Source organism: Mucilaginibacter sp. 21P (assembly GCF_019331605.1).
GTDB classification, from domain to species: Bacteria; Bacteroidota; Bacteroidia; order Sphingobacteriales; family Sphingobacteriaceae; genus Mucilaginibacter; species Mucilaginibacter achroorhodeus.
This window is the reverse complement of sequence record NZ_CP063061.1, coordinates 2,149,605-2,165,021: the sequence shown is the minus strand read 5'-3', so window position 1 is coordinate 2,165,021 and position 15,417 is coordinate 2,149,605. Positions and strand designations below refer to the sequence as shown.

Below are 15,417 nucleotides of genomic sequence, written 5' to 3'. Positions count from 1 at the left end.
AATATAATAATAAAAATGACCGATAAGAGAAGCTTTCGTACTTTTACCGTTCGTCTAATTTATGGAGAATAAACAGATAGCCCGCACTTTTCGCCTTTTATCGCAATTGATGGAGTTGCATGAGGTTAACTCATTCAAAACAAAATCAATAGCGAACGCTGCATTTAAGATAGATAAATTACCCTTCCAGGCTTCAGACAAAACGCAGGAAGAATTGGAAAAAATTGATGGTATCGGTAAAAGTACTGCTGCCAAGATCATCGAGCTACTGCAAACCGGCACAATTGCCGAGCTGGAAGACATGATTGCCCAAACGCCGAAAGGCATTGTGGAAATGATGGGTATTAAAGGTATCGGCCCAAAGAAGATCGCTATTATCTGGAAGGAGCTGGGCATTGAAAATATTGGTGAACTTTATTATGCTTGTAACGAGAACCGACTGATAGAGGCTAAAGGTTTCGGCCTTAAGACGCAGGAAGAGATCAAAAAAGTGATCGAATTCCGCATGGCCGGTAACGGTAAATTCCTTTTTGCGCAGGTAGAAAAAGAGGCTCAGGAGTTGATGGATGAAATAAGAGGCATCTTCCCCGATGCTTTAAAACATTTTGCCGGAGAGTTTCGCCGTTTAAATGAGGTCATCAGCGAATTGGTTATTATCATCGGCAGTATTGATCAGCAAATTGCGTTTAATGCTTTGGCCAATTCGGCGCTGCTAAGTAATGTAACCATAAATGGGCATCATGTATCAGGTGAGTTAAAGAACGGCTTGTTAGTCGATATCATCTGCGTACAAAGGTCGGAGTATTATAAAGAACTCTTTATCAATACAGGCAACGATGGGCACGTGGAAGCAGTTTTGAACAGGATAAGCCCTTCGCTTGATTTCCCGGATAGCGAAGAAATTATTTACGAAAAGGCAAATCTGCAATGGATGCCGCCTGAGCTGCGCGATGGGAAAAACTTTATAGAGGCAGCTATTCATAACCAGTTGCCTACGTTGATAACCTTAAATGATCTCAAGGGATCATTACACAACCACAGTACCTGGAGCGATGGGGTAAATACACTTGAAGAAATGGCCTTTTACTGCCGTGACGAACTCAAACTTGAATATTTGGGTATATCAGACCACAGCAAAAGTGCCTTCTATGCAAAAGGTTTAAGCATTGAGCGGGTGTTGCAACAACATGAAGAGATTGATCATTTAAATAAAAAAATCGATGGCTTCCATATCTTCAAGGGGATTGAATCAGACATATTGAACGATGGCTCGCTGGATTACCCCGACGAGATCTTAGCCCGGTTTGATTTTATAGTGGCATCTATCCACGCCAACTTAAAAATGACCGAGGATAAGGCGACTGCGCGTTTGATAAAAGCCATCGAAAACCCTTTCACCACAATACTGGGCCACCCTACCGGCAGACTACTGCTAAGCAGGAAAGGATATGATATTGACCATAAAAAAGTAATTGAAGCTTGTGCCGCCAATAATATTGTTATAGAAATAAATGCCAACCCATTGCGTTTAGACCTTGATTGGCGCTGGCATCAATACGCTATTGAAAAAGGCGTAATGCTATCAATTAATCCGGATGCGCACCGCAACAGTGGTTTTAATGATATGAAATACGGCACCATTGTGGCACGTAAAGGCGGTGTGGCAAAACAGAATTGCCTTAACGCTTTATCATTAACAGAAATTAAAGAAGTGTTTGCTAAGAAAAAAAGCGCTGTAAGCGCTTAAGTATTGCCACAAGGTATGTTATCACAAAAAGTACGCAGCTTACAGCAATCTGGAACCAAACCAAATATTTTGGTTGTTGGCGACTTGATGATCGATCACTATATTATAGGTGATGCCAACAGGCTCTCGCCTGAGGCACCGGTGCCTGTTGTTAACGTTACGAAAGAGTTTATTACTCCCGGCGGTGCTGCCAACGTTGCGCAAAACCTGCTCTCGTTAGGGGCTGCTATCACTTTAGGTGGCGTAACTGGTAATGATGCCGATGCAGGCAAGCTTACCGAAATACTTGAGCGCGAAGGCGTTAATGCAAGTGCCATCTTTAGCGATAAAAACAGGCCTACAACGGTAAAAACCCGCGTTATGGCAGGCAGTCACCAATTAGTACGTGTAGATAGGGAAACCACCATCCCGCTTTTACCAGAACTACAGCACCAGTTTGTTGCCAATATAAAAACAGCTATCGACGCGGCAGATATAATCATTCTATCTGATTACAACAAAGGTTTATTCTCTCCGGAGCTTACACAGGAGTTGATTGAAGCTGCAAATGCAGCCGGCAAAAAAGTGATCGTAGACCCGAAAGGTCTTAACTACGCAAAGTATAAAAGTGCTTACATTATTAAGCCCAATCGTAAAGAACTTGCCGAAGCTGCAAAAGTTGAAAGTATAACTAATTTAGAAGAATTACAACAAGCTGCCCGCGTAATATTACAGCAAACGGAGGCCGAATACATCGTAGTAACCTTGTCAGAGCAGGGAATGGCCATTATCAGCGAACTGGCTTACAAGCTGTCACCCGTTAAGGCAACATCGGTATTTGATGTAACGGGCGCGGGTGATACGGTAATTGCAACTATGGCTTACTTTATAGCTCAGGGGCTTTCTGTTGAAGAGGCCTGTGAATTGGCTAACCATGCTGCGGCCATCGTGATAAGGCAAACAGGTAGTGCTGTGACTACGGTGGATGAAATACTACAGGATATTGAAAACAGGTAAAAAGTGACAAGTAGCCGGTAATAAATGACTTACTTAATTACAATGATTTAAAGAAATGGTTATAGAGGAACTATACGAACACCAGCAAACCCTACAAAAGGTAATAGAAACTCTTACCGGCGACATTGAGTTTGCCTGCAAAATGATCGCTGATTGTATAAAAGCTGGTAACAAAGTTTTAATTGCGGGTAATGGTGGCAGTGCTGCCGATGCCCAGCATATTGCGGCAGAACTAAGCGGCCGTTTTGTAAAAGAACGCCGTGCTTTGCCGGGAATCGCTTTAACGGTAGATACATCTGCCCTTACCGCTATAGCTAACGATTACGGTTACGATCACGTTTTCTCCCGCCAGGTTGAGGCATTGGCGCGACCGGATGATCTATTTATAGGCATTTCAACAAGCGGCAACAGTCAGGGCATTTTAAATGCTTTTAGTGCCGCAACAAACGCTGGGTGTAAAACACTGGGATTGAGCGGCAGGGATGGTGGAAAAATGAATAGCATTTGTGACCTTAATATTGTAGTGCCTGCAAATGTTACCGCACGCATACAGGAAATGCACATCCTCATTGGCCACATTTTGTGCAAAGCTGTAGACGACCTTTTTTAAATTGCGTAGCTTTACAAAATGCGTCAAGAGCTGGAAAATACACTTTTGAATAAGATACAAACCCTACCTCAAATGCAGGAAACTATCACTGCATGGAAGGTTGCCGGCAAAAAGGTTGTATTCACTAATGGCGTCTTTGACCTGCTGCACCTGGGCCATGTCACCTACCTGGCAAAGGCCGCCGACCTTGGCGATAAACTTATAATCGGCCTTAATACCGATGCATCTGTTAAACGACTCAAGGGTGAAAGCAGGCCAATAAATGACCAAAACAACCGGGCGGCCTTATTGGCTTCCCTATTTTTTGTGGATGCAGTTGTGATGTTTGAGGACGACACACCTCGTGATCTGATTGCGCAGTTATTGCCTGATGTATTGGTAAAAGGTGCTGATTACACAGTAGACCAGATAGCCGGTTCAAAAGAAGTGCTGGCAAACGGCGGTGAAGTAAAAACAATTACACTGGTTGATGGCTACTCATCAACATCTATTATTAACAGGATAAAAGCGCAAATTTCCTGATGAAGGTCTTGGTTATTCGCTTCAGTTCAATGGGTGATATTATTTACACCACACCGGTGGTGCGATGCTTAAAAAAACAATTACCCAACGCCGAAGTACATTTTATAACCAAACCGGCATTCAAATATATTTACGATAATAATCCATACCTGGATAAGCTGCTACTGCTTAAACCCAGCCTATCAGAAACGATTGCTGATATCAACGCAGAAGGCTACGATCACATCATCGATCTGCACAACAACCTGCGTACGGCTATTATTAAACTACGTACACGTATACACTCATCTACTTATAATAAGCAAACCATACTTAAATGGCTTAGCCTAAAGCTTCATAAAAATCTGGTATCCCCCGTGCACCTGGTTGATAGATACCTTAAAACAGTAAAATTTTTAGGCGTTACCAATGACGGAGAGCCTATAGATTATTACATCAATAAGGCGTATCAGTTAGCAGATCTGCTGCCTGCAAGTTACCTTAATGGATATACGGCCTTTGTAATTGGGGCCACGCATTTTACAAAGCGCATGCCTAACAAAAAGATAATCAGCATTTGCAAAGAAATTGAGGGCCCCGTTTTATTGCTCGGCGGCAATGATGTAAAGATCAACGGAGATGAAATTGCCTCTGCAATCGGTGAAAAAGTCAATAACGCCTGCGGCAGAACCTCGCTTGATGAATCTGTTTTCCTGGTTTCTAAAGCAAAAACCGTTATAGGTTTTGATACCGGGCTTACCCATATTGCCGAAGCTTTTGACCGGCCAATTGTTTCTATTTGGGGTGGTACCGTGCCCGATCTGCTGGGTGTGCAGCCTTACATGGTAAAAAAGTCTTTGTTGGCCGGCATTGATCTGGATTGTCGCCCCTGTTCAAAATTCGGCCTGGAGAAATGTCCATTAGGTCATTTTAAATGCATGTGGGATATCCCCGAGGACGCTATCACCGAATTTGTGAACAGCTAAGGGATTTTCTCATATTTTCTTACATTTGCGCTCACTAAATCTAAGCACAATGAAGAAATTTTTACTTTCTATTTGCTGCGCATTCGCAGTAACCTCAGCATTTTCTCAAACAACTTATGGTGTACGCGGTGGTATAGGTTTCGCAAGCCTTTCATCATCAAGCGGCAATTTATCTGTAGGTTCAGGTTCAACAACAACATTTGCAGTCGGCCTTTTTGCTGATGTTAAAACCAGCACAAACGTCAGCATCCAACCTGGTATTTACTATGCAGGAAAAGGCGGAAATTACAAATCAGGTGGTGTTGAAGCAGATTTTAAAACCTATTATCTGCAAGTACCCGTTAATGTGGTTTACCACGTACCTGCTACGTTTGGCGGCGTTTACTTTGGCGTAGGCCCGTATGTTGCCTTCGGATTAAACGGTAAGGTAAAAGCATCAGATGGAACAAATTTTGAAAGCATGGATGTAACCTTCGGCAGCGATGGTGACTTTAAAAGAGTTGATGCAGGTTTTAATGGCATAGCAGGTTTCGAATTTAAAAACGGCTTCCTGTTGGGTATTAACTATGATCTGGGATTAACAGATATTGGTAATGACGGCACAGCAGAAGTTTCAACCAAAAACCGTGTATTTGGTATCTCTGTTGGTTTTAAATTCTAAATAAATCCATTACACTATTACAAAAGCGGAGCTTTGGCTTCGCTTTTGTTGTTTAATATAACATGAAAAAACTACTATTTATCCGACACGCTAAAGCCACGCATGAAAGTGGTTACCAGGATTTTGAACGCCCCCTTACTGATAAAGGCTTTACGCAATGTGAAATCATGACGGCGAGGCTGCTTAAAAACCATATAAAGCCGGATATTGTAGTAGCGAGCCCAGCTTTGCGTACCCTATCTACAGCAAATGTTTTTACAGAGGAACTCGGTCTTGTTACTGCCATCACAGATCATGATATCTATGAGGCGAGTGAAAATACGCTACTCAAAGTGATCTATAACTTACCTGACAAGGATTTCGTTGCATTGGTAGGGCACAACCCCGCTATAAGCCAGGTGCTTACATTGCTATCAGGAGAATACAAAGATATGTCTACCTGCGCCGTTGCGCTTCTGGAATTTGAGGCTGACAATTGGATGGAACTGCACGAAGGTTCAGGAAAACTCACCTGGCTTGATAGCCCAAAGGAGGATTAATTAAGCGCGTAGGTTTTACCCGGTAATGAACGGATGAAACCTTGCAACTCCATATCTAACAACGTCATGGCCAGTTGGCTGGTAGGCATATTTACCTTTATGGCAAGCTCATCGATGGCCAACGGCGCTTTATTAGTCTGTATTACTTCATAAACAGCACGTTCATCGGCAGATAAGTCAATCGGCAGGATCAACTGCTCTGGGCCGCCTTTAACTTCTGTACTTTTTTCCCATCCCATGCTGTAAGCCAGATCGGCCATGCAGGTTAACAGTGCAGCTTTATTATTACGAATCAGGAAGTTACAGCCTTCTGAATATTCATCACCCAATCTTCCTGGGAAAGCAAATACGTCACGGTGATAGCTGTTAGCGATCTCTGAAGTTATCAACGCACCACCCTTTAAACCTGCTTCAACAACAATAGTAGCATCAGCCATGCCTGCAACTATACGGTTACGCTCGGGAAAGTTCTGCCTGTCGGCATTGGTACCCGATGGATACTCGGTTAAAAGTCCGCCGTTTTGCAGCATCCTATCTGCCGTACTGCGGTTCTGGCCGGGATATAATCTATCCAACCCATGCCCTAACACCCCAACCGTTTGCACATTAGCTTTTAAGCACTCTTTATGTGCGGCAACATCAATACCGTGCGCAAGTCCGCTAACCACCAGAACGTTATACTCTGCCAGTTCCTCAATCAACTGGCGGCAAAGCTGCTTACCATAATCGGTAGCATTACGGGTACCAACAACACTCACAACCTTAAGCGCATTTAAATTATATTGGCCCTTCGCATAAAGCAACACAGGCGCATCTACACAATTTTTTAAGCGTTTGGGGTAACGCGCATCGGTGTAAAACAACACGTCAATATTATTATCTTCAATAAATTTCAACTCCTTTTCAGCGCGTTGCAGCGGCTCCGTGAATTCCAGTTTCTTGATAGTGATCTCCCCTATCCCCGGAATTTTTGATAACTGCGCGGGGCTCGCCTTAAAAATTGCTTCTGCACTGCCTAAGTGGGCAACAAGCGTTTTGGCCCTAACGTGACCTATCTCTTTTAAAAACGTAAGCGCAACTTGGTGAAGTAATGACATAGTTATAAGTGCTACAATATAGCGATAGCATTAGAAATATGCCGCCTCTGAAAAAAACTATAAAAATAGTTTGCAAACTATATAAATAGTTTATACCTTTACTTAACTATAAAAATAGTTTGCTATGAAACTAAAAGAACTCACAAAAGCCGAAGAGCAGATAATGCAGATATTGTGGCAGTTGCAAGAAGGGATTGTTAAAGATATACTGGAGCAAATGCCTGATCCCAAACCAGCCTACAATACGGTATCAACTGTAGTGCGCGTATTGGAAGGTAAGGGATTTATTGATCATAAAGCTTATGGCAACTCGCATGTATACTTCCCTGTCATCAGCGAAGCTGATTACAAAAAATTCAGCGTAGATAAGTTAATGACCAACTACTTCGATAACTCTTACAAAAGCCTGGTATCGTTTATTGCCGATGAAAATAAGCTGGGCGTTAAAGAACTTGACGAATTAAGCGCATTGATTGAAAAACTTAAATCTGAGAAAAAATGAGCTGGATACATTATCTCATCGAAGCCAATATTTACATGCTGGTATTTTATCTGTGCTACCGTTTGCTCTTAGCTGATAATACACACTATACGCTAAGCCGAGTGTATTTGATAGCATCTTGTATTATCGCCTTTATTATTCCGCTGACGCTGGTAAGTGCACTAAAACCGCAGCTTGAAGAAACGCAAACCTTTACGCAGGCCTCTTATATCTTGCCGTCAAATCTTAACATCCCCGTTCAAAAGCAGGGCTACGAGTTTACTGTAAATAATACGCTTCCTTACCTGTACATAGCCGGGACAATGATTGCTGCAGTAGTTCTTGTTGTTAGGTTATGGCGTTTATTTAAGATAACCAAAGCCGGACGATCATACAGCTATGGCGACTATCAACGGGTTGATCTACCGGAAAGTCAAACCGCTTTTTCATTTTTTAATTACCTGTATATCGGTACCGGACTTAAACAGTCTGAGACCATTATCGCCCACGAATTGGTGCATATTCGCCAGAAACATACACTCGATGTGCTTTTCCTGGAATTGCTTAAGATAGTTAATTGGTTTAGCCCGGTAGTTTACCTGGTACAACAAAGCTTAAAAACCCTGCACGAATATATAGCCGACGAGCAAACTGCGGCCCTCGAAAATGATGCCCTTTCCTATTCATCCTTCCTGCTTAATAACGCTTACGGATTGGCAGGCGCATCGGTTACGCATTCCTTCTTCAACAATAACCTATTAAAAAGGAGAATAATCATGTTAAACCAAAAACGATCAGGCAAGTTAGCAAGGCTAAAATACCTGGCAGCAGCACCGCTTTGCGCGGGGATGTTGTGTACATCCACGTTACTATTTAGTAAAGATTACGGGATGATAGACTTTACGCCGCAAAAGCAAACCAGCCGTACAGTGCAGATTGATAGCGGTAACTACACGCTTAGACTAACTGATCTAACAACCGGCATCATAGCCATTGCGGATGACATGGAACTGCGCGATTCGACTGCCGACAAAGCCACCTTTTATTCAGTTAAAACCTTTCCTGATAAACCTAAAGAGATTACCATTTCCAACGGCGATCACTTTAGGATAGAAAAAGTTTTGCGTGATTCGGCCAGATCAGCGTATGAGCAAACTCAAAAATCACCGCCGCCGCCTTCAAGACCGGTATCAATATACAATAAAGATAAAAGAGGAAGCGCGCTCGTAATTGCGCCTCAATTGCCTACTAAAGCTTTGGTCCCACCGCCACCTTATGAAACGGCATATATACCATTGTATAAACATATGGCTAAAACTTTACGTTATCCACAATCTGCCCGTGAAAGTAAAACTGATGGTAATGTAATATTATCTTACCGTTTGAATTCCGATCGTAAAATAACCGACATAAAAGTAGAAAAAGGCATTGGCAATGGTTGTGACGAAGCAGCTTTGAACGCAATCCGTTCTTTTAATGGCATTGTTGATAAAGCGCCGGGGCAATACTATTTGGCAACGGTTTTTGCACTGCAAGGTTATACTAAAAGGTATCAATCATTATATAATTACAGGTCTAAACCAAATTTTGCCGGCGTAGTTGTAGCCACTGGTTATGTGAATAATCCACCACCGCCGCCACCCGTAGAATCAAGAAAAAAAGCTACGAGCGTTCCACCTCCGCCACCGCCACCCACTATAACTTCAACCAAGTGGAAAAGCCGGGACCAAATCGAAGGATTAAATGCTTTTTATAGTTTTATAGCCAAATATGTAAGATTCCCTGCCAGGTTGCGAAATGAAGACAAAAGCGGCATAGTGATCATGAATTTTGATGTAAAAGATGGAAAACTAAACAACATCAAATTGTATAAAGGGATACTTCCGATCGCCGATAATGAAGTAGCAAGGGTATTAGGGATGTATGATAAGCATTTGGATATTCCGGCCGGCAACTATTATATCCCTGTATCTTTTAATCTTGTTGATGAAGATAATCCTAATCCAACAATAGATAATAAAGTAGAAATTGCCAGGCAGATACCAAAAGATGGCAAAAGCACGGTACTTACAGAAGTTGTTGTAACTGGCAGTAAAATTAAATCTTAACGTAAATAACCTGTTTGGTTTCGAAGAAATCCTCATCAAAATAATCTTTGAGGTAGAATTGCTGCACGGCTAAACCCGCGTCGGCAATTTCTTGAGTTAGATCCCCTCCCTTTAAATAGAGTATGCCGTTAGGCAATTTATTTTTAGACTGCTTGTTAAATTTATCCTTTACCCAGGGATAAAAGTCTTTCAATTGCGTAACCGCACGCGATACTACAAAATCAAATTTCTCCTTAATTTCTTCTGCACGTGCATGTGTTGCACGCAGGTTTTTTAAGCCAATAGCAGATGAAACCTCGCTCACTACCTTTATCTTTTTACCAATACTATCTACCAAATGAAACTGTGTATCCGGAAACATAATAGCCAACGGAACGCCCGGAAAACCACCACCGGTACCCACATCCAAAACGTTCTCACCTGGCAAGAAGCCCATCACTTTAGCTATACCTAACGAATGCAAAACGTGGCGCTCATACAACAGGTCGATGTCCTTACGGGATATCACATTGATCTGGTTATTCCAAAATGTATAAAGTTCCTGCAGCTGTGCAAACTGTTCCTGCTGCTCCTTGGTAATATCGGGGAAGTATTTTAAGAGGATATCAGATTCCATCCTTTTTGTATCGGTTTATGATGTTGCCCAACAGGTAACGCCCTCTAAATAATTGTGCTTTAACGGTTCCCAACGGCAAGTCTAACTGCTGGGAGATCTCTTCGTATGACAGTTCATCAAAATAGCGCAGGGTTATCAGGTTACGGTAACGCGGAGGCAAACTTTCTATCAATAATTTTAACTCGGCCGTTTGTTGTTTTTTTATCGATGATTCTTCAGGATTAAGGGTATCAGCTTTTATTTGCAACGGCTTTTCATCGCCATCATCATCCATCATACCGTGGATGGATTGAGTGCTAAGCTTCTTTTTCCTGATAAAATCTATACAGTTATTGGTAGCCACACGAAATAACCAGGTACTAAAGGCAAACTCGGGCTGATATTTATCCAGCTTTTCAAAGGCCTTGGCAAAGGTTTCAACGGTAAGGTCCATGGCATCTTCCTTATTGTTCACCATCTTAAGCACCATAAAGTAAATGGAATCTTTATAACGCTGCATCAGATCAGCATAGGCCTTTTGGTTTCCCTCGCGGGCTTTCAGCACCAGCTGGAAATCGTTCCTGGCGTTCTCGGTGAAATTTTTGTTTACTTCCATCGTGTGGTTTTAATAAAGGTACCAATCAATCCAAATACATTTAAATAGATATAGTATATCATATCAAAAAATGGCAGCCACCACAGCAGATCGGCACAGTCCAGTTTTTTAAATATTTTGCGATAAATAGCAAATTGCAGTATCAACCTAAATAATACAACACCCGCTATTAATAATGGTTCAAACTTTAGTATGATGAATGCAATAAGCAGCACATAGTACAAAAAGCCGCTTACAGCATCAAGGCTAAGCATACGTCGATGGCTGTTCTTGTATAATTTACCTACACCCATGTGCCTTTTCTTTTGAATAAACCAGCTTTTTAAAGTGCTTTTTGCATCACTGTAAGTAAATGTATCGGGGTGAATTTCGATAGTTGTATTTACAGATGTACCATTTTGATTCACAAAAAGGTCATCATCCCCACTCATTACGTGCATGTGCGATGCAAAGCCCTTGGCACCAAAAAACAGGCTGCGCGTATAAGCCAAGTTACGGCCTATACCCATGTAAGGGTCGCCTTTTAAGGCTGAAGAAAGGTAATTGATAGCCGTTTTAAGCGTTTCAAAACGGATAAAAGGATTTAAAAAATTGCGGGTTTTAATATACGGCGAATACCCTAAAACGATATATGTTGAGGCGTTAAAGTTTGCGGCCATTCGGGTTATCCAGTCGAGCGTGGCGGGCTTGCAGTCGGCATCTGTAAACAAAAAATGCTCATATTTCGCAGCCTTTATACCCATGGTAAGCGCAAACTTTTTCCCAGTTCTATGCTTCTCGCTTTCGGTCACGGTTACTATTTTTAAATGCGCAAACTCCTGTTGTATCTCGCGCAACACATCAGCCGTATCATCTGTTGAACGGTCATTTACCACCACAACTTCATAGTCAGGATAATTTTGCTGCAGAATATAAGGCAAGTAAACGATCAGGTTTTTAGCCTCGTTACGTGCACTGATGATCACCGAAACAGGTACTGTTGGTTGCGGAAGCTCTTGCCGTGGTTTGTAGCCCGAAAGTTTACTATGGTTACTGATGAGGTAATATAGTTGAACAATAAAACAAAGCTGAAATAAAATGAATAATGCCTGTTGTATATAAGCTTCCAATGCGCCTTTAAAATAAAGAGCAAAGTTGTTAAAAAACGTTGTAATGTTGTAACGTTTTGAGGTTGAAATGTTAACATATTTCACATAATCGACCTTAGTTTTCCATATCGGGCAAAACATTTAGCTATCAACAACAAACATTAAAACTTTGAAGCCTCTAAAACTTACAGTAATAAGGTAGCTTTTGTTAATTTTGCCGGGATACAATGAAATTTACTTTACAAGCACAAGACCCACTATCAAAGGCCCGGGCGGGCGAATTGGTTACCGATCACGGGGTTATCCAAACGCCAATTTTTATGCCCGTTGGCACTGCCGGTACCGTAAAAGCGGTACATCAGCGCGAACTTAAAGAGGACATAAAGGCGCAGATCATCTTAGGAAATACCTATCATTTATACTTAAGGCCCGGACTAAACACGCTTGAACAAGCCGGCGGATTACATAAATTTAACGGCTGGGACGGCCCAATTTTGACCGATAGCGGCGGTTACCAGGTTTATTCGCTTACCGAAGTGCGTAAGATAAAGGAGGAAGGCGTAACCTTTCGCTCGCATGTTGATGGCTCAAAACACCTGTTTACACCCGAGAATGTGATGGATATACAGCGCATTATTGGTGCCGATATCATTATGGCATTTGATGAATGCACGCCTTACCCCTGCGAGTACAATTACGCGAAAAGGTCTATAGAAATGACCCATCGATGGCTTAAACGATGCTGCGACAGGTTTGACAGCACCGAGCCAAAATATGGCTATAGCCAAACCCTATTCCCTATTGTTCAAGGGTCTGTGTATAAAGATCTGAGGGTGAGATCGGCAGAAGTTATTGCTTCTTTTGAGCGCGAAGGAAATGCCATTGGCGGACTTAGCGTAGGCGAACCTGCCGAAGAAATGTATGCCATGACGGAGGTAGTTTGCGATATATTACCAAAGGAAAAGCCACGTTACCTAATGGGTGTTGGAACCCCTGTTAACATACTGGAGAACATAGCTTTAGGCATTGATATGTTTGATTGCGTAATGCCAACCCGCAACGCACGTAATGGTATGTTGTTCACTAAAGATGGTATTATCAATATCAAAAACGAAAAGTGGAAAAACGACTTTTCTCCTATCGAGGCAGACAGTGACCTTTTTGCCGATAAGGTTTACACCAAAGCATACTTGCGCCACCTTATACATAGCGGCGAAATGCTTGGCGCACAAGTAGCAACCCTTCACAACTTGCATTTTTATCTATGGCTTGTGGGCGAAGCACGCAATAAAATCATCTCGGGAGAGTTTTACGACTGGAAGAACAAAATGGTAACCCGCTTAGGCACAAGATTGTAGATGAAGAAACTACTTGGCAGATATTTAACCGTTATTGACAGGTTTATTATGGGTAAATACCTGGGCACGTTTGTATTTACCCTTGGTATCTTCCTTGTAATATCGGTTATTTTTGATATCTCTGAGCACCTTGATAATTTTCTGGGCAAGAATTCCAGCCTGCACGATATTATATTCGAATATTACGCAGGTTTTATTCCATTTTACCTGATGTTATTGTCACCACTCATTAACTTCCTGGCGGTGATATACTTTACGGCTAAGATGGCCAACCAGACGGAGATCGTTCCGATACTTACCAGCAGGGCCAGTTTTAATCGCTTTTTAAGGCCCTACGCACTATCCTCAATCCTAATTTTTGTTATTTCCCTCCTGCTTAATTTGTATGTGATTCCGCATACCAACAAGCTAAAAGTTGATTTTGAAAGTCGAAATTTCTTCGCTAACGACGACCAATCAAAGGCTGATGTGCATATCCAATTAGATAAACACACTTACGTTTACATGCAATCTTTTGACCCTGCAATGCAAACCGGCTATCAGTTTATGCTGGAAAAATTTGATGGTGATACCATGAAAGAACGCCTCACGGCAACCAGTATAAAGTACGATTCTCTTAAAAATCACTGGATAATAAGCGGCCCATCCAGGCGCATTATTAAGGGCTTAAAGGACACTCTTTTCAGCAGCTACAACAACATAGATACCGTGCTTGACATGCGCCCCATTGACTTCCAGGCGCACGATAATGTGGTAAGTAATATCTACGGCGCCATGCCTTTGAAGACTTTGAATGCGGCAATTGCCAAGGAAAAAATCCGCAGCACAGGGGCAGTTATTGATATGGAATTTGAAAAATATCGACGGTTTATAGAGCCACTATCCACCTTTGTACTCACATGTATCGGCGTTGCAATATCATCCAGAAAGGTACGCGGAGGAGTAGGTTTGCCACTTGGTATAGGCATTTTTATATGCTTTACATACATCGTGGTGAACAAATTTGCCCTCGTTTTTTCGGTAAAAGGAGGCTTCGATCCACTCATTTCAGTGTGCATTCCCAACGCAATTTTTGGTATATTAGGCTATATACTGATCGTAAAAGCGCCTAAATAAATGCCTTCAAACGTACAAAATCAGGGTCTGAACAAGAACCTTTTGATCCTTCATTTCACTGTTTTTATCTGGGGATTTACCGGAATTTTAGGTCAATTGATCTCAATTTCCGCGGTAAATTTGGTGTGGTACAGGGTTATGATCGCCAGTTTTTCGTTGTTTTTGTACTTCAAATTCAACAAAACGGCCTTCAAATTAAGCCGAAAAACGGCGCTAAAACTGGCTCTTACCGGTGCTTTAGTAGGCGGGCATTGGATACTTTTCTTTGCTTCAATCAAACTTTCAACCGTTCCGGTGACCTTAGTTTGCCTCTCATCTATCACCCTTTTTACGGCAATTTTTGAGCCGATCATCAACAAAAAGCAAACTTCAAAATTGGAGGTGATTGCAGGAGTTTTTATTGTAATTGGCATTACGTTAATTTTTAAGTTTGAAACGCAATACACTAAGGGTATCATCGCCGGCCTTGTAAGTGCTGTGCTTGCGAGCTTATTCTCTATCATTAATGGTCGCCATGTGCAAAAAATAGAGGCGCCTGTAATTGCATTTTATGAACTTTCCGGCGCCTTTTTATGGATCACATTATACCTTCTGGGAACCATTGGACTCAGTGGTTTGGTGATTCCAAAACTATCTGATATTGGCTACCTCCTACTACTTGGTACCGTTTGCACATCCCTCGCTTACGTTGCGGGTGTATCAGTAATGCGCGAGCTCTCTGCCTTTCGCGTGGCGTTGATCACCAACCTTGAGCCGGTGTACGGCATCATTATGGCGTTTCTTTTTTTTAACAATACCAGCACCATGAGTGCCGGTTTTTGGGCTGGTGCCGCAATTGTATTGTCTACCATCTTCCTGTTTCCTGTCGCCCAAAAACAGGTGACCAAACATCGCAACAGATAATTTTTCCTTGTCTTT

16 protein-coding genes are annotated in these 15,417 nt (G+C 42.1%); 12 read left to right on the top strand and 4 right to left on the bottom strand.

Features of this window, described 5'->3' with window-relative positions; all coding sequences use genetic code 11:
- Positions 1 to 61 precede the first annotated feature (61 nt).
- From INP83_RS09890 to INP83_RS09860, 7 genes are all read left to right on the top strand, one after another.
- Positions 62 to 1,747 carry a DNA polymerase/3'-5' exonuclease PolX gene (locus INP83_RS09890; protein ID WP_219127290.1) on the top strand — a complete coding sequence of 562 codons (1,686 nt, stop codon included), beginning with the start codon at positions 62 to 64 and terminating at the stop codon, positions 1,745 to 1,747.
- Positions 1,748 to 1,762: 15 nt separating this feature from the next.
- On the top strand, positions 1,763 to 2,743 hold the full coding sequence (rfaE1, locus tag INP83_RS09885; RefSeq protein ID WP_219127289.1) for a D-glycero-beta-D-manno-heptose-7-phosphate kinase: 981 nt from the start codon (positions 1,763 to 1,765) through the stop codon (positions 2,741 to 2,743).
- Between the two features lie 55 nt (positions 2,744 to 2,798).
- Positions 2,799 to 3,353, top strand: a complete 555-nt coding sequence (gene gmhA / locus INP83_RS09880; protein ID WP_146268483.1) for a D-sedoheptulose 7-phosphate isomerase — start codon at positions 2,799 to 2,801, stop codon at positions 3,351 to 3,353.
- Between the two features lie 18 nt (positions 3,354 to 3,371).
- A complete protein-coding gene (gene rfaE2 / locus INP83_RS09875; protein ID WP_219127287.1) occupies positions 3,372 to 3,875 on the top strand; it encodes a D-glycero-beta-D-manno-heptose 1-phosphate adenylyltransferase in 504 nt (167 codons plus the stop codon).
- Entirely contained in the window at positions 3,875 to 4,840 is a 966-nt protein-coding gene (locus tag INP83_RS09870; protein ID WP_219127286.1) for a glycosyltransferase family 9 protein, read from the top strand. The genes rfaE2 and INP83_RS09870 overlap by 1 nt, the downstream gene beginning before the upstream one ends.
- Before the next feature lie 49 nt (positions 4,841 to 4,889).
- Entirely contained in the window at positions 4,890 to 5,501 is a 612-nt protein-coding gene (locus INP83_RS09865; RefSeq protein WP_219127285.1) for a porin family protein, read from the top strand.
- A gap of 62 nt (positions 5,502 to 5,563) precedes the next feature.
- Entirely contained in the window at positions 5,564 to 6,040 is a 477-nt protein-coding gene (locus INP83_RS09860) for a histidine phosphatase family protein (RefSeq protein WP_219127284.1), read from the top strand.
- Here the strand turns inward: INP83_RS09860 and dprA are convergent.
- A complete protein-coding gene (gene dprA, locus INP83_RS09855; protein ID WP_219127283.1) occupies positions 6,037 to 7,137 on the bottom strand; it encodes a DNA-processing protein DprA in 1,101 nt (366 codons plus the stop codon). The genes INP83_RS09860 and dprA overlap by 4 nt on opposite strands.
- Positions 7,138 to 7,261: 124 nt before the next feature.
- Here dprA and INP83_RS09850 point away from each other — a divergent pair, with 124 nt between their 5' ends.
- Both INP83_RS09850 and INP83_RS09845 read left to right on the top strand, forming a co-directional pair.
- Complete coding sequence (locus INP83_RS09850; protein WP_219127282.1) at positions 7,262 to 7,639, top strand: BlaI/MecI/CopY family transcriptional regulator; 378 nt, start codon at positions 7,262 to 7,264, stop codon at positions 7,637 to 7,639.
- Positions 7,636 to 9,726: a M56 family metallopeptidase gene (locus INP83_RS09845; RefSeq protein WP_219127281.1), complete on the top strand. Its 2,091-nt coding sequence runs from the start codon at positions 7,636 to 7,638 to the stop codon at positions 9,724 to 9,726. The genes INP83_RS09850 and INP83_RS09845 overlap by 4 nt, the downstream gene beginning before the upstream one ends.
- Here INP83_RS09845 and rsmG read toward each other — a convergent pair.
- Genes rsmG through INP83_RS09830 form a run of 3 tightly spaced genes read right to left on the bottom strand, consistent with a single transcriptional unit; the run spans position 9,716 to position 12,166 of the window.
- Positions 9,716 to 10,342 carry a 16S rRNA (guanine(527)-N(7))-methyltransferase RsmG gene (gene rsmG / locus INP83_RS09840; RefSeq protein WP_146268491.1) on the bottom strand — a complete coding sequence of 209 codons (627 nt, stop codon included), beginning with the start codon at positions 10,340 to 10,342 and terminating at the stop codon, positions 9,716 to 9,718. The genes INP83_RS09845 and rsmG overlap by 11 nt on opposite strands.
- The gene (locus INP83_RS09835) at positions 10,332 to 10,937 is read right to left on the bottom strand and encodes an RNA polymerase sigma factor (protein ID WP_146268492.1); all 606 of its coding nucleotides are present in this window, start codon (positions 10,935 to 10,937) and stop codon (positions 10,332 to 10,334) included. Before INP83_RS09835 ends, rsmG begins: the two co-directional genes overlap by 11 nt.
- Positions 10,928 to 12,166: a glycosyltransferase gene (locus tag INP83_RS09830; protein ID WP_219127280.1), complete on the bottom strand. Its 1,239-nt coding sequence runs from the start codon at positions 12,164 to 12,166 to the stop codon at positions 10,928 to 10,930. The genes INP83_RS09835 and INP83_RS09830 overlap by 10 nt, the downstream gene beginning before the upstream one ends.
- Positions 12,167 to 12,252: 86 nt before the next feature.
- Here INP83_RS09830 and tgt point away from each other — a divergent pair, with 86 nt between their 5' ends.
- Genes tgt through INP83_RS09815 form a run of 3 tightly spaced genes read left to right on the top strand, consistent with a single transcriptional unit; the run spans position 12,253 to position 15,402 of the window.
- Positions 12,253 to 13,383, top strand: a complete 1,131-nt coding sequence (gene tgt, locus INP83_RS09825) for a tRNA guanosine(34) transglycosylase Tgt (RefSeq protein ID WP_219127278.1) — start codon at positions 12,253 to 12,255, stop codon at positions 13,381 to 13,383.
- The gene (locus INP83_RS09820) at positions 13,384 to 14,499 is read left to right on the top strand and encodes an LptF/LptG family permease (protein WP_146268494.1); all 1,116 of its coding nucleotides are present in this window, start codon (positions 13,384 to 13,386) and stop codon (positions 14,497 to 14,499) included.
- On the top strand, positions 14,500 to 15,402 hold the full coding sequence (locus INP83_RS09815; protein WP_219127277.1) for a DMT family transporter: 903 nt from the start codon (positions 14,500 to 14,502) through the stop codon (positions 15,400 to 15,402).
- Positions 15,403 to 15,417: the final 15 nt, after the last annotated feature.

What these genes read in the sequence shown, in the direction of transcription:
- INP83_RS09890 (WP_219127290.1), top strand. Translation starts at nt 62, where the DNA reads ATGGAGAATAAACAGATAGCCCGCACTTTTCGCCTTTTATCGCAATTG.
- rfaE1 (WP_219127289.1), top strand. Translation starts at nt 1,763, where the DNA reads ATGTTATCACAAAAAGTACGCAGCTTACAGCAATCTGGAACCAAACCA.
- gmhA (WP_146268483.1), top strand. Translation starts at nt 2,799, where the DNA reads ATGGTTATAGAGGAACTATACGAACACCAGCAAACCCTACAAAAGGTA.
- rfaE2 (WP_219127287.1), top strand. Translation starts at nt 3,372, where the DNA reads ATGCGTCAAGAGCTGGAAAATACACTTTTGAATAAGATACAAACCCTA.
- INP83_RS09870 (WP_219127286.1), top strand. Translation starts at nt 3,875, where the DNA reads ATGAAGGTCTTGGTTATTCGCTTCAGTTCAATGGGTGATATTATTTAC.
- INP83_RS09865 (WP_219127285.1), top strand. Translation starts at nt 4,890, where the DNA reads ATGAAGAAATTTTTACTTTCTATTTGCTGCGCATTCGCAGTAACCTCA.
- INP83_RS09860 (WP_219127284.1), top strand. Translation starts at nt 5,564, where the DNA reads ATGAAAAAACTACTATTTATCCGACACGCTAAAGCCACGCATGAAAGT.
- dprA (WP_219127283.1), bottom strand. Translation starts at nt 7,137, where the DNA reads ATGTCATTACTTCACCAAGTTGCGCTTACGTTTTTAAAAGAGATAGGT.
- INP83_RS09850 (WP_219127282.1), top strand. Translation starts at nt 7,262, where the DNA reads ATGAAACTAAAAGAACTCACAAAAGCCGAAGAGCAGATAATGCAGATA.
- INP83_RS09845 (WP_219127281.1), top strand. Translation starts at nt 7,636, where the DNA reads ATGAGCTGGATACATTATCTCATCGAAGCCAATATTTACATGCTGGTA.
- rsmG (WP_146268491.1), bottom strand. Translation starts at nt 10,342, where the DNA reads ATGGAATCTGATATCCTCTTAAAATACTTCCCCGATATTACCAAGGAG.
- INP83_RS09835 (WP_146268492.1), bottom strand. Translation starts at nt 10,937, where the DNA reads ATGGAAGTAAACAAAAATTTCACCGAGAACGCCAGGAACGATTTCCAG.
- INP83_RS09830 (WP_219127280.1), bottom strand. Translation starts at nt 12,166, where the DNA reads ATGTTTTGCCCGATATGGAAAACTAAGGTCGATTATGTGAAATATGTT.
- tgt (WP_219127278.1), top strand. Translation starts at nt 12,253, where the DNA reads ATGAAATTTACTTTACAAGCACAAGACCCACTATCAAAGGCCCGGGCG.
- INP83_RS09820 (WP_146268494.1), top strand. Translation starts at nt 13,384, where the DNA reads ATGAAGAAACTACTTGGCAGATATTTAACCGTTATTGACAGGTTTATT.
- INP83_RS09815 (WP_219127277.1), top strand. Translation starts at nt 14,500, where the DNA reads ATGCCTTCAAACGTACAAAATCAGGGTCTGAACAAGAACCTTTTGATC.